At 66.8% G+C, this 25379-nt stretch carries 23 protein-coding genes and 1 pseudogene; 8 read left to right on the forward strand and 16 right to left on the reverse strand.

The genetic code is table 11. The features are described from left to right. Positions 1 to 279: 279 nt before the first annotated feature. On the reverse strand, positions 280 to 633 hold the full coding sequence (locus tag AC58D2_RS00005; protein WP_497386084.1) for a hypothetical protein: 354 nt from the start codon (positions 631 to 633) through the stop codon (positions 280 to 282). 167 nt (positions 634 to 800) lie between these two features. On the opposite strand from AC58D2_RS00005, the gene AC58D2_RS00010 reads away from it, so the two are divergent. Continuing rightward, complete coding sequence (locus tag AC58D2_RS00010; RefSeq protein ID WP_497386086.1) at positions 801 to 2021, forward strand: hypothetical protein; 1221 nt, start codon at positions 801 to 803, stop codon at positions 2019 to 2021. On the opposite strand, the gene ligD is transcribed toward AC58D2_RS00010, so the two are convergent. Both ligD and ku read right to left on the reverse strand, forming a co-directional pair. Continuing rightward, positions 1978 to 4485 (reverse strand): DNA ligase D, encoded by a 2508-nt coding sequence (ligD, locus tag AC58D2_RS00015; protein WP_497386088.1) that lies wholly within the window; start codon positions 4483 to 4485, stop codon positions 1978 to 1980. The two genes, AC58D2_RS00010 and ligD, sit on opposite strands and share 44 nt — an antisense overlap. A 156-nt stretch (positions 4486 to 4641) precedes the next feature. After that, the gene (gene ku / locus AC58D2_RS00020; RefSeq protein ID WP_497386090.1) at positions 4642 to 5505 is read right to left on the reverse strand and encodes a non-homologous end joining protein Ku; all 864 of its coding nucleotides are present in this window, start codon (positions 5503 to 5505) and stop codon (positions 4642 to 4644) included. Between the two features lie 152 nt (positions 5506 to 5657). On the opposite strand from ku, the gene AC58D2_RS00025 reads away from it, so the two are divergent. Next, entirely contained in the window at positions 5658 to 6128 is a 471-nt protein-coding gene (locus AC58D2_RS00025; protein ID WP_497386092.1) for a hemerythrin domain-containing protein, read from the forward strand. Positions 6129 to 6132: 4 nt separating this feature from the next. On the opposite strand, the gene AC58D2_RS00030 is transcribed toward AC58D2_RS00025, so the two are convergent. After that, positions 6133 to 7770: a ShlB/FhaC/HecB family hemolysin secretion/activation protein gene (locus AC58D2_RS00030; RefSeq protein ID WP_497386094.1), complete on the reverse strand. Its 1638-nt coding sequence runs from the start codon at positions 7768 to 7770 to the stop codon at positions 6133 to 6135. Between the two features lie 8 nt (positions 7771 to 7778). Continuing rightward, a complete protein-coding gene (locus AC58D2_RS00035) occupies positions 7779 to 8768 on the reverse strand; it encodes a hypothetical protein (RefSeq protein ID WP_497386096.1) in 990 nt (329 codons plus the stop codon). Positions 8769 to 9100: 332 nt separating this feature from the next. On the opposite strand from AC58D2_RS00035, the gene AC58D2_RS00040 reads away from it, so the two are divergent. Further along, positions 9101 to 9367, forward strand: coding sequence for a DUF3297 family protein (locus AC58D2_RS00040; protein WP_497386098.1), 267 nt, complete (start codon positions 9101 to 9103; stop codon positions 9365 to 9367). A 2-nt stretch (positions 9368 to 9369) separates the two neighbouring features. On the opposite strand, the gene AC58D2_RS00045 is transcribed toward AC58D2_RS00040, so the two are convergent. From AC58D2_RS00045 to AC58D2_RS00055, 3 genes are all read right to left on the reverse strand, one after another. Beyond that, positions 9370 to 9948, reverse strand: a complete 579-nt coding sequence (locus tag AC58D2_RS00045) for a CHAP domain-containing protein (protein WP_497386100.1) — start codon at positions 9946 to 9948, stop codon at positions 9370 to 9372. Between the two features lie 186 nt (positions 9949 to 10134). Continuing rightward, positions 10135 to 12444, reverse strand: coding sequence for a putative bifunctional diguanylate cyclase/phosphodiesterase (locus AC58D2_RS00050; protein ID WP_497386102.1), 2310 nt, complete (start codon positions 12442 to 12444; stop codon positions 10135 to 10137). Positions 12445 to 12626: 182 nt separating this feature from the next. Next, a complete protein-coding gene (locus AC58D2_RS00055; RefSeq protein WP_497386104.1) occupies positions 12627 to 14378 on the reverse strand; it encodes a fatty acyl-AMP ligase in 1752 nt (583 codons plus the stop codon). A 61-nt stretch (positions 14379 to 14439) separates the two neighbouring features. Here AC58D2_RS00055 and AC58D2_RS00060 point away from each other — a divergent pair, with 61 nt between their 5' ends. The 4 genes and pseudogenes from AC58D2_RS00060 to AC58D2_RS00075 all read left to right on the forward strand — a co-directional run. Next, entirely contained in the window at positions 14440 to 15132 is a 693-nt protein-coding gene (locus AC58D2_RS00060; protein ID WP_497386106.1) for a regulatory protein RecX, read from the forward strand. Between the two features lie 67 nt (positions 15133 to 15199). Next, entirely contained in the window at positions 15200 to 15670 is a 471-nt protein-coding gene (locus AC58D2_RS00065; RefSeq protein WP_497386108.1) for a DUF192 domain-containing protein, read from the forward strand. Between the two features lie 126 nt (positions 15671 to 15796). Continuing rightward, positions 15797 to 16183, forward strand: coding sequence for an NADH:ubiquinone oxidoreductase subunit NDUFA12 (locus AC58D2_RS00070; RefSeq protein ID WP_497386110.1), 387 nt, complete (start codon positions 15797 to 15799; stop codon positions 16181 to 16183). Between the two features lie 239 nt (positions 16184 to 16422). Further along, positions 16423 to 16593 (forward strand): annotated as a pseudogene (locus AC58D2_RS00075) (DUF2155 domain-containing protein); the annotation flags it as partial. 35 nt (positions 16594 to 16628) lie between these two features. Here the strand turns inward: AC58D2_RS00075 and aat are convergent. Then, positions 16629 to 17393 (reverse strand): leucyl/phenylalanyl-tRNA--protein transferase, encoded by a 765-nt coding sequence (gene aat / locus AC58D2_RS00080; protein ID WP_497387139.1) that lies wholly within the window; start codon positions 17391 to 17393, stop codon positions 16629 to 16631. A gap of 5 nt (positions 17394 to 17398) precedes the next feature. After that, positions 17399 to 18241: a class I SAM-dependent methyltransferase gene (locus AC58D2_RS00085; protein ID WP_497386112.1), complete on the reverse strand. Its 843-nt coding sequence runs from the start codon at positions 18239 to 18241 to the stop codon at positions 17399 to 17401. 59 nt (positions 18242 to 18300) lie between these two features. On the opposite strand from AC58D2_RS00085, the gene AC58D2_RS00090 reads away from it, so the two are divergent. After that, the gene (locus AC58D2_RS00090) at positions 18301 to 18489 is read left to right on the forward strand and encodes a hypothetical protein (RefSeq protein WP_497386114.1); all 189 of its coding nucleotides are present in this window, start codon (positions 18301 to 18303) and stop codon (positions 18487 to 18489) included. Positions 18490 to 18502: 13 nt separating this feature from the next. On the opposite strand, the gene AC58D2_RS00095 is transcribed toward AC58D2_RS00090, so the two are convergent. The 6 genes from AC58D2_RS00095 to AC58D2_RS00120 all read right to left on the reverse strand — a co-directional run bounded on the left by AC58D2_RS00095 (position 18503) and on the right by AC58D2_RS00120 (position 25189). Further along, positions 18503 to 19996 carry a TadA family conjugal transfer-associated ATPase gene (locus AC58D2_RS00095; protein WP_497386116.1) on the reverse strand — a complete coding sequence of 498 codons (1494 nt, stop codon included), beginning with the start codon at positions 19994 to 19996 and terminating at the stop codon, positions 18503 to 18505. A 198-nt stretch (positions 19997 to 20194) separates the two neighbouring features. Next, complete coding sequence (locus tag AC58D2_RS00100; RefSeq protein ID WP_497386118.1) at positions 20195 to 20452, reverse strand: ATP synthase F1 subunit epsilon; 258 nt, start codon at positions 20450 to 20452, stop codon at positions 20195 to 20197. Positions 20453 to 20502: 50 nt separating this feature from the next. Then, positions 20503 to 22044 carry a F0F1 ATP synthase subunit beta gene (gene atpD / locus AC58D2_RS00105; RefSeq protein WP_497386120.1) on the reverse strand — a complete coding sequence of 514 codons (1542 nt, stop codon included), beginning with the start codon at positions 22042 to 22044 and terminating at the stop codon, positions 20503 to 20505. 58 nt (positions 22045 to 22102) lie between these two features. After that, positions 22103 to 22978, reverse strand: coding sequence for a F0F1 ATP synthase subunit gamma (locus AC58D2_RS00110; protein WP_497386122.1), 876 nt, complete (start codon positions 22976 to 22978; stop codon positions 22103 to 22105). A gap of 76 nt (positions 22979 to 23054) precedes the next feature. Continuing rightward, positions 23055 to 24584 carry a F0F1 ATP synthase subunit alpha gene (gene atpA / locus AC58D2_RS00115; protein ID WP_497386124.1) on the reverse strand — a complete coding sequence of 510 codons (1530 nt, stop codon included), beginning with the start codon at positions 24582 to 24584 and terminating at the stop codon, positions 23055 to 23057. 38 nt (positions 24585 to 24622) lie between these two features. Continuing rightward, positions 24623 to 25189 (reverse strand): F0F1 ATP synthase subunit delta, encoded by a 567-nt coding sequence (locus AC58D2_RS00120; RefSeq protein WP_497386126.1) that lies wholly within the window; start codon positions 25187 to 25189, stop codon positions 24623 to 24625. Between the last annotated feature and the right edge of the window lie 190 nt (positions 25190 to 25379).

The raw sequence follows: 25379 nt of genomic DNA on the forward strand, positions 1-25379 counted from the left end.
GTAGCGGCCCGATCACTTCCCATTCTTCGTCTGTAACGCCAATCCGCTCGCCCAAGGCAGCCTCCAAAAGCCAGCCTTGAATCAAGGTCCGAGTCCACAGTCAAGCTTTGTCCACGAAGCCTAGAAAAGGAAGCCCTGCTTGGGCGCATTGCCGGTATTGAAGGGCAGCTTAAACAGATCGCTAAAAAGAACTGACCAAACCGCCCAGTGTGCCTTGGTATTCAGCATCGCTAGCTAAACGGAGCGAGTTTTAGGAAATTCAAGGAAAACCGCAGAAGGCTATGGAGTCACGCTAGCGTCAAATTTCGCGACAAGTCGTTCGACTGCATCAGCCGCCTGCCGAAGATTGGGCGCGATCTGGCGCGCAGCTTGAGCTTCAACCTCTCCATAAGATGCGGTCCGAGGGAGGCCCGTAACGACCTCGCTCCAATGAAAAATGTTGGCGCGCAAACTGCTGCCTTCTTCGGCCGTGCAGGTGAGCATGAAGGTCACAATAAAGTGTTCCCGCTGACCGGGCGTAGCAACGGTATTAATTGTTACATTGCCCTTAGTGTCGCTCTTCGCCGGCGTTGGTTTGATTTCTTTTACAAATTGAACTGAGCCGTAGCTGAACTCGACCGATTCTACCGTCATTTGCCAACTCCGTTTGAATGAAACTGAGAGCGCTATAATCTCTGGTGAGCCCTCGGAGTGCAAGAACAAAATGCAAACAAACCCCTTTCCTACATTCCTCCGCTGCGTCATACCCTGTCCGGTTTGGTCTCTCGACTTCGCTCGAGACATACGGAGGAGGGCTTATCATGCAGAACCGCACACCGATCGCGAAGGAGGCGCGGCCGGCGTTGCCCGAGTTTACGCCGGTGCCGCGCAAGTTTCGACATGACGGGTGGACGCCCGAGCGGCAGCGGGCGTTTATATCGGCGCTGGCCGATACGGGGTCGGTCAGCCGGGCGGCGGCGATGGTCAATATGGCGCAGCGCAATTGCTATACGCTGCGGCGCGCGGCGGGGGCTGAGAGCTTTCGGCGGGCGTGGGAGGCGGCGCTCGATTTCGGGGTCGCGCGGCTGAAGGACATCGCCTTCGAGCGCGCGATCGAGGGCTATCAGGTGCCGGTGTTCGTCGGTGGCAAGCTGATGGGTTTTCGGCGCAGATATAATGATGCGCTGCTGATGTTCTGTCTGCGCCACTATGGGCAGGACGGCGGCGGGCGGCGCACGACGGTCAACTATTTTTCGACGCGGGTGAGCGCGGGGGCCGCGGTGGCGGAGGCGCGGGATGGTGCGGGGCCCTTCGAGACGCCGCTGCGCGGCTCCTCAGGACGAACGGAAGGTGGGGCGGGGGCTGCCGGGTCCTTGGAGACGCCGCGTCGCGGCCCCTCGGGACGAACCGAAGCCGGCGAGGCCGGGGCGGGCGCGGTGGCCGAGGCTTCGACGACGACGGTGCGCACGGTGATCCACGGTCCCTCCACGTCGCTCGGGACGAGCGGGACTGGGGATGCGATGGCGGCGCAGGACGCGGCGGCGGGGGCGGTCGAGGGGTTTGCGGGGGTCGAACTCGACGCGCAGGCGATGGCCGAGATCGACGCGGCGCTGCACGCGCTCGCGGCGCGGCGGCGCGCGAGCGAGGGGGCGGTCGCGGCGGGCGGGGCCGAGCGGATCGCGGCGGAGGCCGACGACGAGGCGACGGGGCTGGTGCAGCTGGGCGAACGGGACTCGCCCTATTGGGGGGCGATCGAGATGGACGAAGGACTCGCGGACCTCGAACCGCCGGCGCGCTTCGGCGGCGAGGCCGACTGGGTGCAGGCGGGGGCCGACATGCCCGAGGGGTATCGCGAATGGATCGAGGCCGCCGAGGCGCGCGGCGAGACGGTGCCGGTGCTTCCCGTGGCGGCGGATAGCGCCGACGGGGTGGCGGCGGTGAAGACGCGGCCGCCGCGGCGGCGGGGGGTGGCGCGGTCCGGGGGAGCGGGAGGTCGGGTCAGACGTCCGGCAGCGTCTGGCGGGCGAAGCCCCAGCCCTTGAGCTCGGCGCTCGCGGCGCGTTCGAGCAGGTCGGCGGCGTCCGCGATGCTCCAGCGGCGCGGGCTGTCGGTGTCCGCGAGCGCGTCCCACCCGATCGGCGCGGCGACGGGGGCGCCTTCGCGGGCGCGCACCGACCAGGGCAGCACCGCGGTGCTGCCGCGCTGATTGCGCAGGTAATCGATGAAGATCCTGCCCTTGCGCTTCGCCTTGCTCATCGTCGCGGTGAAGCGGTCGGGCTCGGCGAGCGCGAGCGCTTCGGCAAAGCGTTTCGCAAAATCCTTGTGCGCGTCCCAGTCGTGTCCGGGATCGAGCGGCACGACGACGTGGACGCCCTTGCCGCCCGAGAGCATCGCGAAGCTGACGAGCCCGATGTCGGCGAGCTGGCGCTTCAGGTCCGCGGCGGCCTTTTTGACATCGCCGAAATCGAGGCCTTCGTCGGGGTCGAGATCGAAGACCATGCGGTCGGGCTGTTCGAGCGTATCGATATGGCTGCCCCAGCCGTGGAATTCGATCGTTCCCATCTGGACGCAGGCGAGGATGCCGTCGGCGTCGTCGACATAGAGATAATCCTCGACCCCGCCGTCCTTCTCGCGGATCGGGACGTGGTGGACATGCGGGCCGAAGCTGCCCGAATCATGCTTCTGGAAAAAGCATTGCTTCGCGCGCCCCTGCAGGCAGCGGACGAGGCTGACCGGGCGGCGCGCGAGGTGCGGGAGCATGACGGGGGCGAGGGCGGCATAATAGTCGGCGAGGTCGCCCTTGGTCGCCTTTGCCTCGGGGAAGATGATGCGGTCGCGGCTGCTGATCGTCACGTCGCTCGCCGGGGCGGGGGCTTTGGCGCCGGTTTCGGGTTTCACGTCCTTCGCCTCCTTGTCGGCGCGCAGGCCGACGAAGCTCGCGTGGCGGACGGAGCCGCCGGCGGTATATTCGGCGAAGGCGACCTCGGCGACAAGGTCCGGCCTGACCCAATGGACCTTGCGCGCCGCCGCCTTGTCGACGTCGACCGGCGCGGTCTTGCGCGCGCGGCTCGCGAGCTTCGCCTCCAGCATCGCCATCGTTTCGCTGTCGAAACCGGTGCCGACATTGCCCTTGTACATCAGCGCGCCCTTTGCGTGCTGCGCAAGAAGCAGCGAGGCGAAGGGCCGCCCCTTCACCGACGATTCCTTCCAGCCGACGATGACGAATTCCTGGCGGCGGGTGCATTTGACCTTTACCCAGTTTTTCGAGCGGCGGCCAGCGTAGGGTGCGTCGGCGCGCTTGGCGATGATCCCTTCCTGCCCGGCACCGCACATGGCGTCGTAGAGCTTTTCGCCGGCGCCGATGACATGGTCGGCGACCGCGATCGGCGGCGCGGCGCCGCGGAGCAGCGCCTCGAGACGCTCCTTGCGTTCGAGATTGCCGAGCGCGGTGAGCGATTTTCCGTCCTCTTCGAGCAAGTCGAAGGCGAAGAAGTGGAGATCGGTCGTCTTGTCCTGCGCGCCGTGGCCGCGCTTCAGGACCGCCTGGAGCGCCGAGAAGTCGGGGTTGCCGTCCTTGCCATAGGCGACGATCTCGCCGTCGATCAGGCACGGCGGCAGGTCGAGCGCGGCGATGTGGCGCGCGAGCGGCGCGAACTTGTCGGTCCAGTCGAGCCCGCTGCGCGTATAGACGACGACCCGATCGCCCGCCGCGGCGACGAGCGCGCGGTAGCCGTCGAACTTGATCTCGTGGAACCAGTCGTTTCCCGTCGGCACGCTGTCGACGAGCGTCGCGAGCTGAGGTTTGCGGAATTTCGGCGGCTTGGCGCCGGCCTTCGCCGATTTGGCGACCTTGCGGTTGTGCGCGGCGGCGGCGGCCATCTTTCTGGCGAACGCCTCGCCTTTCGCGCCCTTCAGCGATTGTTCGCCGCCGGCGTCGCCCGCGATCTCGGCCATCGGGCGGTCAGTGAGCACGCTTGTCAGATTGCGGGCGGTCAAATCGTCGCTGCCGCCGGCATAGGCGTCGTCGATCTTGCGGAGCAGCCAGTTTTCGCGCTTTTCGCCCGCGCGCGGCGTCATGCGGACGAGCAGCCATTCGCCCTTCATCCGCTCGCCGTCGAGGGTGAAGTGGAGGTGCCCCTTGTCCAGATCCTTCGCGCTCTTGCCTTTCACGGGCGTCCAGGTGCCGCGGTCCCAGAGCATCACGGTGCCGCCGCCATATTCACCCTTCGGGATCACGCCCTCGAACTCGGCATAGGCGATCGGATGGTCTTCGGTGCGCACCGCAAGGCGCTTGTCGTCGGGATTCGCGCTCGGCCCCTTCGTCACCGCCCAGCTCTTGAGAACGCCATCGGCCTCGAGCCTGAAATCGTAGTGGAGCCGCGTCGCGTCGTGCTTCTGGACGATGAAGCGGTTGCCGGCTCCTTTCGCGATTTTGCCCGCGGGTTCGGGGGTCAGCTTGAAATCGCGCTTCTCGTTATATTGGGCGAGGGGGTCGGCGCGGGTCATCGCGTCCCCGCTTTCCCGTGCTCCTGCGAAGGCAGGGGCCCATAACCGATGCGGGCGATACGAGCCGAACCATAGGCAAATGGCGCGAGGTCGGATGATGGGCCCCTGCCTTCGCAGGGGCACACGGCAGCAAAAGGCGACCCGACTCTCACAAGGCTACGCCCGCTTCTTTGCCGGCGCCTTTTTCGTGGGCGCTTTCTTCTTCTTCGGCGCGGCGGCGGCCTTTTTCCTGCCGTCGACCGATGCCTTGAGCGCCGCCATCAGGTCGATGACGTTCGACCCTTCGCGAAGGTCGGCGGGCTCTTCGACATCCTCGAGCACGCGCTTGCCTTTCGCCTTGGCCTTTTTCGCCACCAGGCGCTTGATCGCGTCGACATAATTGTTGTGAAAATCGCTCGCGTCGAACTTGCCGGTCTTCTTGCCGATCAGCGTTTCGGCGAGGTCGAGGAGGTCCTCGTCGGGTTTCGACGCCGGGACATCGCGAAAATAGCTTGCCGCCCTGTTCACCTCGTCGGCGTAGCGCAGCATCTCGAGGACGAGGCCCTTGCCGCACGGGCGCAACGCCACGAGCTGTTCCTGCCCGCGCAGCGCGAGCTGGCCGAGCCCGACCGTCTTCGTGCTGCGCAGCGCCTCGCGCAGCACGATATAGGCCTCTTCGGCAAGCTCGTCCGCCGGAACGACATAATAGGGCTTTTCATAATAGAGGATGTCGATGTCGCCCGCCTCGACGAACTGGACGAGTTCGAGCGTGCGCTTGCTCTCGAGCTTGACGGCTTCGATCTCGTCCTCGTCGAGCAGGACATAATTGCCCTTCGACACCTCATAGCCCTTGACGATATCGTCCTTGTCGATCGGCCCGATGCCGGGCACGACTTTCTCGTATTTGACCGGCTTGCCGCTGGGTTCGTGGATCTGGCGAAAGCCGATGCTCGCGCCCGATCTGGTCGCGGGATAGACTTCGACCGGAATCGACACCAGTGCGAGGCGAATCTGACCTTTCCAATAGGCGCGCGCAGCCATCGGCATCCCTTTCGCGACGTTCCCCCGAGTCCCAATGTTCGGCGCGGCGAGGGGTTCCCCCGGCACGGCGTCTGGTGCGGTGCGGTTGATAACGCTCTCTTCATTTCGCCGCGCTATCGAAGGGGCGGGACCACAGGCATCGGGAATGGCTTATGCAGATGGTCCACGAAATGCGCCGGTTGCGCGCCGAACATGCGGCTCTTTCGGTGCTGTCCGAATCGCTCGCGGCGCTGGTCGCCGCCGATACCCCCGCTTCGCTGCGTGCGATCGAGGCGGCGCGGGCCGACCTGCGCGACAGCCTGACCTGTCATCTGAAGTGCGAGGACTGGGCGCTCTATCCGCGGTTGCTGGCGAGCGGGGATGAGAGGTTGCGGGGGCTTGCGGCGGGGTTCGTCGCGGACATGGGTGACGTGGCCGAGCGGTTCACCGCCTATGATCGCGGGTGGAACAGCGCACGAATCCTGGCCGACTGGAAAGGATTCGGCGCCGAAACCAGGACCATGCTGGCGCTTCTCGACGAACGGATCGAACGCGAGGAACGCGATTTATATCCGCGCGCCGAAGCGATCGGCGAAATCAGCCTGGAGCCGGTCGAGACGGTTTTGCGCCGCGCCGGATGCTGACCCGTCACGGACGGATCGATACCGTCCAGTTGAGCGCGACGCGCCAGCCCTGGTCGAACCCCGGCGCCGGCTGGTTCCACGCATCGGCGACCTCGACCCCGATCGTCGCATTGTCGGCATAGGACAGGCGGATTCCGCCGCCATAGCTGCCAAGATCGAAGCCGGCGCGGGCCAGTCCGGGGCGCGCGAGCAGGGTGACGTCGGCATAGTCGGCGAAGCCGTAGATTTCGCTGTTGGCGAATTTGCCCGCCCCGATCGGCCGCAGCGCGAATTCGGCAGAGCCCGCATAGCCGCGATCGCCGTTGACCAGCCCGTCGTCGAAGGCGCGTCCGAACGTCGCGCCGCCGATGCTGAGCCGCTGCGCCGCGGGCAGGCGGTCCCGCGTCCAGCGGCCGATAGCGGCAAAGCGCAGCACCGCCGCCTTGCCGAACGCCCGGTTCGCCTCCAGGCTGGCGTCGGCATAGAGGAAGCCGGCCTCGCCGACCGCCGGGTCGACATCGGCCCCGGCAAGGTCGAGTCCCTGCGCGACGCCGATCCGCGTTCCGATGACCATTTTGTCCTCGCTGAGCCGAAAGGCGAGCGCCGCGCCGGCGGTCCAGGTCTTTTCCGCCGCCAGCAGCGAGCCGAACAGCGCATTGCGCGAATCGAGGTGATCGAGCCGCGCCGACAGTGTGAGGTTGCGCCGCGTCGCGCGGATCAGCGGATGGGTGATCGCGAATCCGGCGCTCCACGCGTCGCCGTCGACCGCCAGCCCGCTGGGCCGGGTCCGCAGCGCCGCCGCCGTCAGTTCGGCCCGGGTACCGTTCGATCCGATCGGGGTCGAATGGCTGGCCGAGGCATAGAGCAAGGATTGCAGGTCGAGCGATGCGGCGCCGGTCAGCCGGGTATCGTCGCCGCTGCGCAGCAGGCTGCTGCCGCGCGCATTGGCCTCGACGATGCCGTCGTTGACGAAGCGGCTGGTGCGCGTCGTGAACCCCACCCCCAGCGTCGGGCGTTTGGCATCGATCGCGAGATCGAGGTCGACCGCGCCGGGAGCGCCGCCGAGCGACAGGGTCGGCTTTACGGTCGCGCCCGGCACATCGCCGATCGTACCGAGCACGCGTTCGAAGCGGGCGCGGGCCAATGGGTCGCGGCCGGGCAGCCGCGCAGCCATTTCGGCGATCAGCGGGGCGGGACCGCCTTCGCTCTCGCCGCTCAGCACGACTTTGCCGATATGGCCTTCGGCCGAGGCGACCTTGACGATGCCCCCCGACAGATCCTGTTCGGGAATCACCAGCGTGAAGAGGGCGACGCTCGATCGCGTATAGGCGCGGGTCATGGCGGCCGCGAGCTTTTGCAGCGTATCGGCCGAGGCGCGGCGGCCGACGAAGCGTTCGGCGGCGCGCGCGACATTGGCCGGAACGCCTGCCCCGACAAAGCGGATCTCGCGGATCGTGACGTCGGGCCTCGCGCCGAGTTCGACCGACCCCGCCGCGCGCGCGGGCGCCTGCGGGTCGGGCAGCGTGTCGCGCCGATCATCGGTGGGGGCAAGGGGCGGGCGGCCGTCGAGCGGCGTGCCCGCGGGCTGCATGGCCGACGCCGCGGCGGGAAGGAGCAAGGCCCCCGTCCCGACCGCGACGCAGCCTTCGATGAAGCGAAGCACGCGCGCGCTCAGTCGGTGCCGCCTGCGGGGGGATGGCCGCCAAGCAGGCCGCCGACGGCGCCGGTGACGCCGGACACGAGCCCGCCGGTTCCATCGCCGTCCCCGGTCGCTCCGCCGGTGGCACCTCCAACGACCTGGCCAACCGTCCCGGTGACGCCGGAGACAAGGCCGCCGTTGCCGCCGCCGTCGCCCCCGGTGACGCCCGCGAGCGTCCCGGTGACGCCGGACACGACGCCGCCGACCGCACCGGTCGCGCCGGTACCGGACGACCCGAGACCGCCGAGCAGGCCGGTCCCGCTGCCGGGCTGGAGCGTCACGAGCTTGCCGTTCGAGCCCACGCCGACGGTGAGCAGCGATCCGGTCTCCTGTCCCGGCGACAGGATGCTGGCGCCGAGCAGCGGCGATGCGTCGGGCGATCCGATCGCCGTCGCCTTGCCGATCGTCGCGGTGATCAGTTCGCCGGGGGCGGCAGTCAGGCCGTCGACCAGATATTGATTGCCCTGACCCGTCTGGACCAGCGCGGCGCCGGTTTTCTTGACGACGCCGACGACCGTGCCGACGAGTTCGGTATCGCCCGGCAGGCGGCTGTCGACCGCACTTGCGAGTTGCAGGCCCTTGTCGGCGACGACATTGACGAGACTGCCCGATTTGACGAGCACGCCGCCGATCACGGGATTGATATTGTCGGGGTCGCCGGTGTTCGCGAGCAGGCCGGTGCCTGCAACGCCGCCAGGTCCGACGAGGCCGCCGGTTGCCAGCGCGCCGGCGTCGCCGAGCCCGAGCCCGCTGCCTGCGGGGCCGGCCGGGCCTGCGGGGCCTGCGGGGCCTTGCGCTCCGGGCGGGCCTTGTTCTCCCTGCGGCCCGGCGGCACCGGTCGGTCCCGCGGGTCCGACGCTGCCGACGCGATAGTGGCCCGACGATTCACAGGCGGCGAGCGCGAGGCAAGCCGGAATGAGAATGAGATGGGCCGGTCCGAAACAAAGACGGTTATGTGGCACGTTTCCTCTCCTTCATGCGTAGGTATTCCTACGTGGAAATGAATCGCGCCAATCGAGAAGGTTCCCGTTTTTTCAGGCGGTTAACTTTTACGATGATGTAAAGTTAACCATCTGTTCGGCTAAAATACCGCGTTTATCGTCCGTGATCTTTTTTATTCTTAACCATGTAGCTTACCGTTGAGCGAACGGCCCGCCAGCGGCCGGTTTTTCGACCTGTTCCGGGATGGTACAGGATTCGGCACAGGGTCAGGATCCCGGTCGTGCGTTGCGCCGCACTTGATTTGAAGCGCGCGCTCGCCTAGCGCGCGGCACGGATTTTGGAGACTTCAGACATGACCGATACGCCCCCCGACCGCCTGTCGACCAACCCGCGTTCGCCCCATTTCGACATGGAGGCGCTACAGCGCGGCATCGGCATCCGCTTCAAGGGCAAGGAGCGTACCGACGTCGAGGAATATTCGATCTCCGAAGGCTGGATTCGCGTCGCGGCGGGCAAGTCGAAGGACCGGTTCGGTCAGCCGATGACGATCAAGCTGTCGGGCGAGGTCGAGGCCTGGTTCGAAAGCGGCGAAGGCGAAAGCGACGACGCCGAAGCCTGACCCTAATTGCCGAGCGAGGCGGCGACGAGGCCAAGGCCGTTGCCGGGTTTCCAGTCGTTCCTGGTCCAGATCGGCTCGTCATAGCCGGGGCGCGGATTGTCGCCGCCGGCATTGGGGTAGATAAAGCCCTGAACCGGATTCACGCGGGTGCCGAGGTCGCCGATCGGGGCGTACCAGACGCGCACTTCGCTCCAGTCGCCGGCGTCGCTGACATCGACGACGCGGACATGGCGCTCGATCTGGCCGCGGCGACCGTTGATCGGCGACCAGTTGGCGTGGCTGATCAGGATTTCGCGGTCGCCGACGATCTTTTCGACGACGGCGACGTGGCCATAGGGCATGCCGCGGGTGCCGGCGAACGCCATCACCGCGCCCTTGCGCGGCTGTTGCCCGCGATCATAGTCCCCGGCGGCCTGAGCCCACCAGGTCCTGGCGTTGCCGTGGATCTGGATCCCCGATTCATCGCGGGCGAAGGGGACGCATTGCAGATAGCCGCGGGCGGAGGCCGGGGTGGCCGCGATCAGGCCGGTCAACATCAGCGCGGATGCGACGACGGCACCCAGAAAGCGGCGAACGGGCATGAATGCGACCCCCCATTTGGCTTGTCTTCAAGCGTTGGAGCCTGTTTGCCACGCTCGGCGAGCGCCGCCACAATCGCGCGACGAATCGCTGGATCGGCGCGGCAAGCTGCGGAACCTTTTGGTAACCCTTTCGTTTCGCCGCGCGAACCGTTCGGCTGGTCGCCGCGGCGATGCGAAAGCCCGTCGTCAGGCCGCGGCCGACGCCGATGATTCGGGGGCGCGGAACAGCACGAGCACGTCGCTCGACGGCATCGGGCGGCCGTAATAATAGCCCTGGATATTGCTGCATCCCAAGGTGCGGATCGTTTCGACCTCCAGCTCGGTTTCGGCGCCTTCGGCGGTGGTCGCCATGCCGAGGCTGTCGGCGAGGGCGACGACGGCGCGGATGATCGCGATCGATTCGGGAGTGCCCTTTGCGGCGCCCTGAACGAAGCTGCGGTCGACCTTGATCGTCGAGAATTGCGTCTTGCGCAGATAGCCGAGCGACGAATAGCCGGTGCCGAAATCGTCGAGACTGAGCCGGATGCCGAGCGCGATGAGCTGGTCGAGCAGTTGCGCCGCGCCGCCGCCGTCGCGCAGGAAGACGCTTTCGGTCACTTCGATTTCGAGCCGCTCCGGCGGGAGGCCGCTCTGGGCGAGCGCCGAGACGACGACCGACGCGAAATTGGGATCGGTGAGCTGTTCGGCCGAGACGTTGATCGCGACCTTCAGGTTCGACGGCCAGCGCATCGCCTCGGCACAGGCGGTGCGCAGCACCCATTCGCCGATCGGCGCGATCAGGCGGCTGTCCTCCGCAAGCGGGATGAACCGGCCGGGCGACACGTTGCCGAGTTTCTGGTTGGTCCAGCGGATCAGCGCCTCGAAGCCGTTGAGCGTCCCGTCCTCGGCCGAGACGACCGGCTGGTAATAGAGTTCGAACTCGCCGCGATCGAGGGCACCGCGCAGTTCCTGTTCCATCACCCGCCGCTCCTCGGCCTGCGCGTGGAGCGAGGCGACATAGGCGGCGACGACGTTGCCGCCCTTGTCCTTCGACTTGTAGAGCGCGAGGTCGGCATTGCGGGTCAGCGTTTCGACCGTCGCGCCGTCCTGGGGTCCCATCGCATAGCCGATGCTGGCGCCGACGAAGAGCTGGTGGTTGTCGACGACATAGGGGCGGCTGAGCGCCGCGATGATGCGATGCGCGAGATCCTCGGCGGCGTCCATCGACCCGACATTGTGGAGGACCACCGCGAATTCGTCGCCGCCCAGGCGGCCGCACGTCATCCCGCGTTCCATCATCGCCTTGAGTCGCGCCGCCACCTGCGCCAGCAGCTTGTCGCCGGTGGGGTGGCCGAGCGTGTCGTTCACCGCCTTGAAGCGGTCGAGGTCGATCATCATCAACGCACAGCGCGCCTTGGCTTCGGTCGCGTGGGCCAGCGCGCGGCCCAGGTCTTCGTGCAGGTGCAGGCGGTTGGGCAGGCCGGTCAGATTGTCGAAGCGCGCCATGCGGGCAATCTGTTCGGCCGATGCGCGCTGTTCGGTGACGTCCGACCCGACGCCGCGAAACCCCAGATATTTGCCCTGGTCGTCGAGCCGCGGCGACGCCGACAATTCCCACCAGCGCGGCTTGCCGCCGATCGTGACCGGGACGATCAGGTTCGAAAAGCTCTCGCGCCGCTTCATCCGTTCGGCGAGGTCGTGCAGGCTTTTCGGGAACAGGCCCGTTTCCCACGCGTCGCCCGACAGCGCCTGGAGCAAGGGCATCCCCTCGAGCGCGTCGGCCGGCGCCCCGAGCGCGTAGGCGAGGCGCGGCGACACGAGGACGAGCCGGCGGTTGTTGTCGGTCTGCCACAGCCAGTCGGCGGAAGTTTCCTCGAACTCGCGCAGCAGCAAGCTGACGGTTTCGCTTTTTTCGTGCAGGATTTCTTCGCCGCGGCGGAAGCGGACATAGGTCGCCGCGAAGCGGATCGCGAACACGCAGAGCAGCAGCCCGGCGACGAGCGCGACCGCCGCGAGCTGCGGTGCGCCGGCGAGCACCAGCGCCGCCGCCGCGGACAGGCTGACGGGCATGATGAACAGGGCGCAGGCCATCGGGACGCTGTGCGCGACGATCGTCAGCACCAGCATCATCAGCAGCGCGATCGTCCACATCGACAGGACATGATCGAGCCCGGGCGATTCGCCCTGCAACCAGAACAGCGGCGCCCACAGGAGGGCCGAATAGAGCGCGTGCCGGTTGCACAGGCGAAATTCCGGCGCGCCCGACGCCCTGGTTTCGCCGAGCGGCAGCCTGGCGAAGGCGCGGTTCGACCAGATGCCGAAGGCCAGTGCGATGGCGAGCCAGCTGCCGGCAAGGGCCAGCGGCAGCCGCGGTATCATGGTGAAGGCCGCGACGAACGCCATGCCGAGGCCCATCCACAGGCGCAACGACCCCTTGCCGCGAAGCGGTGCGAGCTGGAGCTGGCGGAGATCGCCGATGTCTTCCTTTGGCGACCCCAGCCCCAACAGGGTTCGCACGGAAATGTCATCGGCCGGTCGGTGGTCGGTCAGCAGGCTTGTCACGCCTGCCCGTCTAGCGCGTCGGGGTTACCCGAAGGTAACCATGCCCCTTCGTCCGCGACGAAATTCTGGCCCGCCGCGGGACGGGCGGAAGGAGGGGGGCGGACCTATCGGCGACGGAGGTTGCCCGCCCGCCGTCCCTAAGCCGCGATTGCGAAGGGCTGGATCTCGCCCGCCAGATATTGCGCGCGGGCCTTCGACCGGCTGAGCTTGCCCGAGCTGGTGCGCGGCAGGGTGCGCGGCGGGATCAGCTCGACGAGGCAGTTCATGCCGGTGATCGCGCGCACCCGGTCGCGGATCGCCTCGCGCAGCGCGGCGCGCTCGCTATCGTCGCTGGTGCGGCACTGGACGAGCACCGCCGGCGTTTCCTCTCCGCCCGGCGCGGTGATCGCGAAGGCGGCGATGTCGCCCGACTTGAAGCCGGGGAGCTGCTCGACCGCCCATTCGATATCCTGCGGCCAGTGGTTCTTGCCGTTGATGATGATCATGTCCTTGGCGCGGCCGACGATATAGACATAGCCGCCCGACATATAGCCCATGTCGCCGGTGTCGAGCCAGCCGCCCGCCATGCACGCCGCGGTCGCTTCGGGGTCGCGGTAGTATCCGGTCATCAGCGACGGGCCGGTGCACCAGACCTTGCCGACGGTCTGGTCGGGCAGGACGTCGCCGTTTTCGTCGCGGATCTCGACGGTCATGTCCTTGACCGGACGGCCGCAGTTGACGATCGCGCGATAGCGGGTCGGGCGGTCGGCATCGCCCGCGGCCCCCGACAGCTCGGTTTCCTCGACCAGTTCGACCACGATGCCTTCGCCCGGCGGCATGATGCTGACCGCAAGCGTCGCTTCGGCGAGGCCGTAGCTCGGCAGGAAAGCGCTGGCCTGGAACCCGGCATCGGCAAAGGCGTCGACGAAGCTCTGCATCACGTCGGGGCGGATCATGTCGGCGCCATTGCCCGCGACGCGCCAGCGCGACAGGTCGAACCGCTCGGCGACCGCGGTCTGGCTCGAGATGCGGCGGGCGCAGATGTCGTAGCCGAAGGTCGGCGAATAGCTGAGCGTGGTGCCCTGGTTGCGGCTGATCAGGTCGAGCCACGCGAGCGGACGCCGCGCGAAATCCTCTGTCTTGAGGTAATCGACCGACACCTGGTTCGCGACCGGCGAGAGCAGGCAGCCGACGAGCCCCATGTCATGGTACCAGGGCAGCCACGACACGCAGCGGTCGCTGTCGCGCAGTTCCATGCCGTGCGCATGCGCCGAGAGATTGTTGAGCAGAGCGGCATGGGTGACGGCGACCCCGTGCGGGAAGCGCGTCGAGCCGCTGCTGTATTGCAGATAGCAGGTTTCGTCCGATTGCTGGACCGGCAACTCGGCGACCGGGGCCGCGCGGTTCGCGAACGCGCTCCAGTCGACGGGCGTCACGCCCTTCGCTTCGGCCGCCTCGCTGGCCATCGCAACGATTTCGGGCGGGAAGAAGAGCATGACCGGGTCGCAGCTTTCAAGCTGGACGCTGAGCTGGCCGACATAGGATTCGCGCCCGCCGAAGCTGGTCGGCAGCGGCAACGGCACCGGCCAGGCGCCGGCGTAGATCGTTCCGAAGAACAATGCGGCGAATTCGGGCCCGGTTTCGGCCACCAGCGCGATGCGTTCGCCCGGCGCCACGCCCGCGGCGATCAGCCGGTAGGCGGCGACGAGCGCGTCGGCCTGGAGCTCCGCATAGCTGTAGGCGCGCACCAGACGTCCGCGCGGATCATGGAAATTGAGCCCGCGACTGCCCTGTGCGGCATATTCGAGGGCTTCGCCGACGGTGGCGAAATCCGAAAAGCGGCGCGGCTGCGCGCATTCGGTGGGCGTGGGGACGAGTTCGTCCGGTGCGACGTTGTTTTTTTCGGTCATAAGGGGTGCTTGGTCCCGTGAAACAGGCCGCGCGGCAACAAGCATGTCATCTTTACGGGTCATGATGGCGCTGCGCGATCCCTTGCCAGTTGGAACAAATCGCCCTTTTTCGGGCTCTTCTGCCCGATATGGCGGCGCTGGTCGTTCTCAATCGGGCCCGACTGTGGCACAAACATGGCACATGTCCAATCGTCGCCCTCGATCCATCCGGTCCCCGAAGCCGCTCGACGCGGTGCGGCTTGGCGATCTCGCGCTGGCCTACGTCGCGCGATTCGCGACGAGCCGGGCCAAGCTGATGCGGTATCTGACGCGGAAAATCCGCGAATCCGAATGGGTTGGCGATGACGACCCCATGACGTCGTGCGAGGCGGCGGCCGCCAGGATGGAGCGGCTGGGTTTCGTCGACGACCGCCAATATGCGGCGATGCGCGGGGCCGCGATGACGCGGCGGGGGCTCGGCGCCCGGCGGGTCCGGGCGCAATTGCGGGTGGACGGGATCGCCGAGGACGATGCGGGCGACGCGATGGACAACGCCGCCCTGGCGGCAGCGCATTCGGCGCTCGGTTTTGCGCGGCGCCGGCGGCTGGGACCCTACGCCGCTGCGGTGGTCGCCGACCCCGCGACGCGCGAAAAGCAGGTCGCGGCCTTCGTGCGCGCGGGACACGCGCCGAGGCTCGCGCGGCGGATTCTGGCCATCGCGCCGGGCGACGAGGATGCGCTCGCGGCGCTGGACGCCGAGATGGGGGGCGATTAGGACCTCGGGCAGCATGTGTCCCGGCTTTTGCGGGAGCACGCCCAGGCTTTTATTCGAGGGATCGATCATGCGCGCCCTGTTCACCGCTTTGGCCCTGTCGCTGGCGATGCCGCTTGCCGCCTGTTCGGGCGGCGCGGATGCCGCCGCCGACAGCGCGCCGACCATCCCGCTGACCATCGCCGCCGCCGACGGGACGGTGCATCGTTTTGCCGTCGAGGTCGCGCGCAGCGAGGAAGAACAGCGCAAGGGCCTGATGTTCCGGACCGAGCTGCCTGCGGGAACGGGGATGCTCTTTCCCTTTCCCAAACCGAGAATCGCGAGTTTCTGGATGAAGGACACGCTGATCCCGCTCGACATGATCTTCATTCGCAGCGACGGCAGCATCGACCGCATCGCCGAAAACATGCTTCCCGAAACGCTCGAACCCGTGGTGAGCGGGGGCGAGGTCGCGGCGGTGCTCGAGGTTGCCGGGGGGACGGCGGCGGATATGGGTCTCGACGAAGATGCGAAGGTGACGTGGACGAACGGGGAGCGTTGAGGCACGCCTCTTTAACCGAATATGCTTTCACGGGGACACGCGAGCCCTCACGGGCGCTTCATTCGAAGACCCTGTCGCCGTTTCCCGCTTGCGAAGCGCGGCGCCTTGCGGGTAAACGCGGCGGCCATGAGCATCCTCGGCAAGATTTTCACCTGGTGGGACGGCGCGACCGTCGGAACGCTGCTCAGCAGCTGGAAGAATGGCGAACAGGTCGGCGAAGACGGTCTGGGCAATCGCTATTTCCGTTCGCGCGACGGCAAGCGCCGCTGGGTGCTGTACAAGGGGTCGAACGATGCGAGCCGCGTCCCGCCCGAATGGCACGGCTGGCTGCACGGCACCTTCGACGAACTGCCGTCTGATGTGCTGCCCGCACCGCGCCCCTGGCTGGCCGAGCCGACGCCGAACCTGACCGGCAGCCTGGGCGCCTATCGCCCGGCGGGTGCGCTCGAGCGCGGCGGCCACCGCGCGGCGGCAACCGGCGATTACGAGGCCTGGCGGCCCGGCGCCGAGTGAGCGGCGTCATGCCGCGCTCGCCGGCTCCGATGCTTGCCGCGCTGTTGGTCGCGACATTGCTCGGCGGCTGCGACCGGGCGATCCCGACCAAGGGCAATGGGTCGAAATCGGTCGCGATCGAGCGAACCGACGATGTTCCCAAGGAAGTCGGCGGCGTCGAAGGGGCGACCCCGATGGCCGAGCGCGTCGCGGTGCTGGGCCTGCTGAACAAACGCAACGGGATCGTTCGCGAGCTTGAAATGAAGCCGGGCGAAGTCGCGCGGGTCGGCCGCGCCATCGTTCGCCTGCGCGCGTGCGAACAGACCGCGCCGTGGGAGGACCCGCCCGAGACCGGTGCGTTCGTCCAGCTGAGCGTGCAGGATCAGCGCGACGACAAATGGTATCGCGTCTTTTCGGGCTGGGTGTTCAAGGAACGTCCCGACCGCAATGTGATCGAGCATCCGATCTACGACGTGTTCGTCAAAAGCTGTGCGATGACATATCCGGGCGGCGAGCCGGTTGCGCCGTCGAGGCCTGCGGCGCCCAAGGCGTCGAGCGCGCCCCAATCGCCGGCGACGAACGGCGGCGAGGGGAGTTCGGAAGCCGCGACCCCGGCGCCCGCGCCTTCGGTGGCGCCCAAGGCGCCGCCGTCGGCGGACGACAGCACCGAATAGAGCCGCGCGAGATAGTCGCCCTGCGGGATTTCGATGGCGCCGAGGCTGGCGAGGTGCGGCGTGAGGAACTGGCAGTCGAGCAATCGCCATCCGCCGGCGATCAGGCGCGCGACGAGATGGGCGAGCGCGACCTTCGAGGCGTCGCGCACGCGGCTGACCATCGATTCGCCGAAGAAGGCGCGGCCGAGCGAAACGCCATAGAGCCCGCCCACGAGCTCGTCGCCCTGCCAGACTTCGACGCTGTGGGCGTGACCGAGCTGAAACAGGCGTTCATAGCTGGTCTTGATCACCGGGTTGATCCACGTCGTCGGCCGGTCGTCGGCCGGCTCGGCGCACAGCGCCATCATCGCGCGAAAGGCGGCATCGGTGGTGACGCGGAACCGGTCCGAGACGATCGCCTTTTTCAGGCTGCGCGACAGGTGGAATCCGTCCAGGGGCAGGATCGCGCGCAGCCGCGGCTCGACCCAATGCACCGACGGGTCGTCTGCCCCGTCGGCCATCGGAAAAAGACCCTGCGCATAGGCGCTGAGCAGCAGCGCGGGATCGATGGGCTCTATATGTTTCAGGACGCCGGCTTCACGAATTTCAGCGTCATGCGGTCCGATTCGCCGATCGCCTGATATGTGTCCTTGTCGACGTCCTTGTTCGTTAGCGTCGGCGGCAAGGTCCACACGCCCTTTTCATAATCGTGCGTATCCTTTGGGTTCGCGTTGACGTCGCTCTCGCCAGCGAGCTTGAAGCCCGCGGCCTCGGCGAAGCCGACGATCGACGAGCGCTTCATGTAGCCGCTCTTTTCCTCGAGCGCCGAATCCATATCCTCGGGCAGGCGGTGGTCGACCACGCCCAGCACGCCGCCGGGCTTCAGCATCGCATAGATCTGCCGGAACGCGTCGGCGGTCTTGTCGGTGCCGCCGAAGCGCCAGTTGTGGACGTTGCGAAAGGTCAGGACGACATCGGCGCTGCCGTCGGGGACTTTCGGTCCGGCGCCCGTGTGGGGAAATTCGGCGAGCCCGATGTCCTTGTAGACCGGATGATTGCCCGTCGTTTCGGCCCCCTGCCACTTGCGGATCGTGTTCAGTCCGCGCTCCCACGGCGCTGCGGCATAGAGCGTGCCGCCGCCCTGTTGCACGAGCGGAGCGAGGATTTCTGTATACCAGCCGCCGCCGGGCCATAGTTCGACCACCGTATCGCCGGGCTCCACCCCGAAGAAGGCGAGCGTTTCGGCGGGGTGGCGATACGGGTCGCGCGCCCGGTTCGCCGGCGTGCGGCTCGGCGCGGCGACCGCGGCGGCGATCGCATCGCCGGCGGTGGCGGCGGATTCACTGGCGGTGGCGCGCTCGGACGAAGCGCTGCACGCGGCGAGCGCGATCAGCGCGGCACTTGCAACGGGAAGGAAAGGACGCATATCGGGGCACCTCGCGGGCTGGGGGGATGGTCCGCCATAGTGCGAAGGGAAAGGTCGCGATGCAAGTGTCCATGCTGTCGGTGAGCATCGCCGCGGCCGCGCTGTTCGGCCTAGCCGAGATTGCCGACTGGCGCCGCCGCAACCGCCGCGACGTCGACGATGTCGGCTTCATGCCGTGGCGTGCGATCGCGATGCTCTCGGTCGCGGTCGCGCTGCTCAGCGCGGCGGTGTGGCTGCATCAGCGATAGGCGACGGCTTGTCTTAGAGGCACGCCTCGAGGAAGGGTTGGTCGAAGCCGAACTGGCGCGCCTTTTCCAGCGTGTAGGGACGCAGGCCCATCGCGCGATATTCGCCGACGATCTTGCCGTCCTTGTCCTCGTCGAGATATTCGAACTTGAACAGTTCCTGGGTGACGATCACGTCGCCCTCCATCCCGATCACCTCGGTGACGTTGGTGACGCGGCGTGAGCCGTCGCGCAGGCGCTTGATCTGGACGATCAGATCGACCGAATCGGCGATCTGTTTCGAGATCGCTTCCTTCGGGATCTTGATGTCGCCCATCAGCACCATGTTTTCCATACGGCCGAGGCATTCGCGCGGGCTGTTCGAGTGAAGCGTACACATCGATCCGTCGTGGCCGGTGTTCATCGCCGCGAGCAGGTCGAAACATTCGCTGCCGCGAACCTCGCCCATGATGATGCGGTCGGGGCGCATACGCAGCGCGTTCTTGACGAGGTCGCCCATGTGGATCGCGCCATTGCCTTCGAGGTTGGCGGGGCGCGTTTCGAGGGGCAGCCAGTGCGGCTGTTGCAGACGAAGCTCGGCGGCATCCTCGATCGTCAGCACGCGTTCGCCGGGGTCGATCATCTTCGACAAGGCGTTGAGCATCGTCGTCTTGCCCGAGCCCGTACCGCCCGAGATGACGATGTTGAAGCGGCTCGCGCCCGCGATCTTCAGCGCGGTACACATCTTCTGGCTCATCGCGCCCCATTGGCAGAGCATATCGAGCGTGATCGGCTTGGCCGAGAATTTACGAATCGAGATCGCGGTGCCGCGCAAGCTGAGCGGCGGGACGATCACGTTGACGCGGCTGCCGTCCTTCAGGCGGGCGTCGGCGAGCGGGGTGGTCTGGTCGACGCGGCGGCCGACCTGGTTGCAGATGCGCTGGGCGATCTGGAACAGATGCTGTTCGTCGCGAAACTGGATCGGCGCGACGACGAGCTGGCCCTTGCGTTCGACATAGGTCTGGTAGGGGCCGTTGACCATGATGTCGGAGATGTCGGGATCGGCGAGCAACTCCTCGAGCGGGCCGAAGCCGAGCAGTTCGTCGACGAGCACTTTTTCGAGCGCGAATTGCTCGCGGCGGTTGAGCGTGATGCGCAGCTCGGCGAGCACCTCGAGGATGATCGGGCGGAATTCCTCGGTCAGCTCGTCCTTCGACAGCGTCGCCGCGGCTTCGGGATCGACGCGTTCGAGCAGGCGCGGGAGCACCTGTTCCTTGATCTTGTGAACGCTCGCTTCGAATCCCTGCGCCTTTTCGGGCTCCATCGCCTCGGCCGACGAGCGCGCGTTGAGCCGGTCCATCGCCTCCATTTCGGGGGCATCGGCCGACGGCGGCGCCTCGCTGGGCGGCGGCGCGGTATCGATCGCGGGGAACTGGCTTCCGCCGGCGCTGCCGGCGCCACCCTGCATCGGCTTCGCCACGCCAAAGGCGGGGCGGCCTGCGGTTCCGGGACGGCGTCCGAATGCACTCATCGCTTCATCCTGCTTCGAATCGGTCTGTCGCAGGGGCTATCGCGGCTTTCACCGGCAAACCCCCATCAAGCAGGGTGAATAAAAGGGAAACTTTGATAATCTCCTAATGCCGCGATCGGGGAGCGGCGAGCGGCCCGGGGGGCGGGCACGAAAAAGGGGGCCGAAGCCCCCTCCTGCCCGCATGGCGCTTGCGCGCGGTCAGCCGGCGATATGTTCGGCGAGCACGGTCAGGCCCGCCTCGTTCACTTCGGCGAAGCCGCCTTCGAGCTCGATCGTCTCGGGCTCGCCGCCCTGACGGTCGTAGATCGTCAGTGGGCCGTTGCGCAACGTCGCCATGAAGGGCGCGTGTCCCTCGAGCACCGAGAAGTCGCCTTCGCTGCCCGGCACGGTGACCATATAGACGTCGCTCGACCGCTCGAGGCGGGCGGGGGTTACGAGTTCGAACTTCAGAGCCATTGATTCAATCCTTAACGCCCCTCCCCTTCAGGGGAGGGGCTTAGGCAAACTTACGCGTCTTCGGCCAGCTTTGCCGCCTTGGCGACGGCTTCGTCGATGCCGCCGACCATGTAGAAGGCCGCTTCGGGAAGATGGTCATATTCGCCGTCGACCACCGCCTTGAACGATTTGATCGTGTCTTCGATCTGCACGAACTTGCCGGGGATGTTGGTGAACACCTCCGCGACGTGGAACGGCTGCGACAGGAAGCGCTGGATCTTGCGGGCGCGGGCGACGGTCAGCTTGTCCTCTTCCGACAGCTCGTCCATGCCCAGGATCGCGATGATGTCCTGAAGCGACTTGTACTTCTGAAGCGTTTCCTGGACGCGGCGCGCGGTGTCGTAATGTTCCTGGCCCACGATGCGCGGTTCGAGCATGCGGCTGGTCGAATCGAGCGGGTCGACCGCCGGATAGATGCCGAGCTCCGAAATCGCGCGGTTGAGGTTGGTCGTCGCGTCCAGGTGGGCGAAAGAGGTCGCCGGGGCCGGGTCGGTCAGGTCGTCCGCGGGGACGTAGATCGCCTGCACCGAGGTGATCGAGCCCTTGGTGGTCGAGGTGATACGCTCCTGAAGCGCGCCCATGTCGGTCGACAGCGTCGGCTGATAGCCCACCGCCGACGGGATGCGGCCGAGCAGCGCCGACACTTCCGAGCCCGCCTGGGTGAAGCGGAAGATGTTGTCGACGAAGAAGAGCACGTCCTGCCCCTCCTGGTCGCGGAAATATTCGGCCATCGTCAGGCCCGACAGCGCGACGCGGGCACGCGCGCCCGGGGGCTCGTTCATCTGGCCGAACACCAGCGCCACCTTCGACCCGTCGGGGGTCGGGTTGCCGTCGGCGTCCTTGGCGATGACGCCGGCGTCGAGGAATTCGTGGTAGAGGTCGTTGCCTTCGCGGGTGCGTTCGCCGACGCCGGCGAACACGCTGACGCCGCCGTGGCCCTTCGCGATGTTGTTGATCAGTTCTTGGATCAGCACGGTCTTGCCGACGCCGGCGCCGCCGAACAGGCCGATCTTGCCGCCCTTCGCATAGGGTGCGAGCAGGTCGATGACCTTGATGCCGGTGACGAGGATCGCGGCCTCGGTCGACTGGTCGATGAATTCGGGGGCCTCGGCATGGATCGGCGCGGTCATGTCGCTGCCGATGCTGCCGCGCTCGTCGATCGGGTCGCCGACGACGTTCATGATGCGGCCGAGCGTCTTCGGACCGACGGGGACCGAGATCTGCGCACCGGTGTCGACGACCGGCTGGCCGCGGGTCAGGCCGTCGGTCGCGTCCATCGCGATGGTGCGAACCGTGTTCTCGCCGAGATGCTGGGCGACCTCGAGGACGAGGCGATTGCCGCCATTGTCGGTCTCGAGCGCGTTGAGGATCGCGGGAAGCTCGCCGTCGAACTGGACGTCGACGACCGCGCCGATGACCTGTGCGATGCGGCCGGCACCGGAGACGGTGGTCGTCGCCGCCTTGGTCGCGGTGGCCTTCTTGGGGGCCGCCGGCTTCTTCGGAGCGGCCTTCTTGGCGGGAGCCTTCTTTTCAGGGGCAGGTGCGGTTGCCATGATCTTCTTCCTCGGGTTGAATCGGTTAGAGCGCTTCGGCGCCAGCTTCTTCGTGGTGCTACAGCGCTTCCGCGCCAGCGATAATTTCGATGAGTTCGGTCGTGATCGCGGCCTGACGCGTGCGGTTGTAGACGATCGTCAGCTTGTTGATCAGCTCGCCCGCGTTGCGCGTCGCATTGTCCATTGCGGTCATCGATGCGCCCTGTTCCGACGCGGCGTTTTCGAGCAGGCCCTTGAACACCTGGATCGCGACGTTGCGCGGCAAGAGGTCGGCAAGGATCGCTTCCTCGTCGGGTTCATATTCGACCGCCGCGCCGCTCGAAGCCGGGGCCTCTTCGGGCGCGGGGACGGGGATCAGCTGCTGCCCGGTCGCTTCCTGGACGAGCGCCGAGCGGAACTTCGAATAGAAGAGATGCGCGACGTCGAACGCGCCGGCCTCGTAAAGCTCCATCACCTTCGCCGCGATTTCGTGCGCCTGGTCGAAGCCGATATCGCGGATGCCGGTGGTGTCGTAATTCTCGTTCGTCTGGCCGGGGAACAGCCGGTTGATCACCGGGCGCCCCTTGCGGCCGACGAGGAAGAAAATGACCTTCTTGCCCTGGCGTTCGAGTTCGACCGCCTTGTCGCGCGCCGCCTTGACGATGTTCGAGTTGAACGCGCCGGCGAGGCCGCGGTCGCTGTTGAGAACGAGCAGCAGGTGCGTGTCGCTCTTGCCGGTGCCCGAAAGCAGCGCGGGCGCGCTGTCGGCGGCGCCGACCTTCGAGGCAAGGCTCGCGACGACGCGTTCGAGCCGCTCGGCATAAGGACGCGCGGCTTCGGCGGCCGCTTGTGCTTTACGCAGCTTCGCGGCGGCGACCATCTTCTTGGCCTTGGTGATCTTCTGGGTCGATTTGACCGAGTTGATCCGCCCTTTGAGTTCCTTCAGACTGGCCATCAAGCCTCTCTCTGTGTGTCCCCGCGAAGGCGGGGACCCATGGACCCCCGCCTCCGCGGGGGTACACGGCTATGGATTACGCGAAAATCTTGGCGAAAGCGTCGAGCGCGGCGACCAGGCCCTTCTTGGCGTCGTCGCCAAGATCCTTGGTCTCGCGGATCGTCTTCAGCACGTCGGCGTGGTCGCTGCGCAGATAGGCGAGCATCGCCTGTTCGTAGCGCGTGACGTCGCCGACCGCGACGCTGTCGAGATAGCCGTTGGTGCCGGCAAAGATCGACGCGGTCTGTTCTTCGAACGGCATCGGCTGGAACTGCGCCTGCTTCAGGAGCTGCGTCAGGCGCGCGCCGCGGTTCAAGAGCTTTTGCGTCGCGGCGTCGAGGTCCGAGCCGAACTGCGCAAAGGCCTCCATCTCGCGATACTGCGCGAGTTCGAGCTTGATCGAACCCGACACCTTCTTCATCGCCTTGGTCTGCGCGGCCGAGCCGACGCGGCTGACCGAGAGGCCGACGTTGATCGCGGGGCGGATGCCCTGGTAGAAGAGGTTGGTTTCGAGGAAGATCTGGCCGTCGGTGATCGAAATCACGTTGGTCGGAATATAGGCCGACACGTCGCCCGCCTGCGTTTCGATGATCGGCAGCGCGGTGAGCGAGCCCGAGCCGTTGTCGGCGTTCATCTTCGCCGCGCGCTCAAGCAGGCGGCTGTGCAGGTAGAAGACGTCGCCGGGATAGGCTTCGCGGCCCGGCGGGCGGCGGAGCAGCAGCGACATCTGGCGATAGGCGACCGCCTGCTTCGACAGATCGTCGTAAACGATGACCGCGTGCATGCCGTTGTCGCGGAAAAATTCGCCCATCGTCACGCCGGCGTAGGGCGCGAGATACTGAAGCGGCGCGGGCTCCGACGCGGTCGCGGCGACGACGATCGAATATTCCATCGCGCCATTTTCTTCGAGCTGGCGGACGATCTGCGCGACGGTCGAGCGCTTCTGGCCGACGGCGACATAGATGCAATAGAGCTTCTTCGATTCGTCGTCGCCCGCGTTGACGGTCTTCTGGTTGATGAAGGTGTCGATCGCGACGGCGGTCTTGCCGGTCTGGCGGTCGCCGATGATCAGCTCGCGCTGGCCGCGGCCGACCGGGACGAGGGCGTCGAGCGCCTTGAGGCCGGTCTGGACGGGTTCGTGGACCGAGGTGCGCGGGATGATGCCCGGCGCCTTCACCTCGACGCGCATGCGCTTGTCGGCCTTGATCGGTCCCTTGCCGTCGATCGGATTGCCGAGGCCGTCGACGACGCGGCCGAGCAGGCCCTTGCCGACGGGGACGTCGACGATCGTGCCGGTGCGCTTGACGGTGTCGCCTTCCTTGATCTCGGCGTCGGAGCCGAAGATCACGATGCCGACATTGTCGGCCTCTAGGTTGAGCGCCATGCCCTTCACGCCATTGGCGAATTCGACCATTTCACCGGCCTGGACATTGTCGAGGCCGTGGACGCGGGCGATGCCGTCACCGACCGAGAGGACGGTGCCGATTTCGCTGACCGTGGCGTCGGTCCCGAAATTGGCGATCTGGTCCTTGATGACCTTGCTGATTTCAGCGGCGCGGATTTCCATTATTCAGCCTTTCATCGGGGCATTTGGCGTGCGGGCTTTCAGCCCTTCATCGCCTGGGCGAAACTGTTGAGACGGGTACGGATGCTGCCGTCGATCAGCTGGCTGCCCAGCTGGACGACGAGGCCGCCGAGGATGGCGGGATCGAGATGCGCCTGAATCTGGACGTCGCGGCCGAAGCGCGTCTTCAGATTGGCGGCAAGCTCCTTGAGCTGCGCGGCGCTCAGCGGGTGCGCGCTCGTCACCTTCGCGGTCACTTCGCCGCGATGCGCCGCGACGATCGCGTCATAGGCATCGATCATCGCGGGCAGGTCGGCGAGGCGGCGGTTTTCCGCAAGGACGCCGAGGAACTTCGCGGTCAGCGTATCGAGCTTCATCGCCTTCGCCACCGCCTCGATCGCCTTTTCGGCGTCGGTGCGGCTGATGACCGGGCTTTGAGTCAGCGTCTTGAGATCGGCCGATTCGGCCAGCCCCGCGCGCAGCGCCGACAGGCTCTTCGCGACCGCGTCGATCTGATTCGATTCGCGGGCGAGGTCGAACAGCGCGACCGCATAGCGGCCCGCGAGGCCCGCCGTGATGTTGCCCTGAATGCCGCCGGAATTCTCCACGCGCGAAAGTCCTTCTCTTCGATCCCTGGGGGGGATGGCTGCGCGGATTTTTCCGGTCTCCGAAGACACCCCCGCTGCAAAGTCGGGGCGCGCGTAGCAACGATTTTGCAGCAATGCAAGGCGGGGGAAGGGACTCGCGGCACGCCTTTCCTCAACCCGTTCGCCCCAAGGCCCGACCCGGGGTTGTCGA

This window comes from Sphingopyxis sp. CR5, from assembly GCF_059693785.1.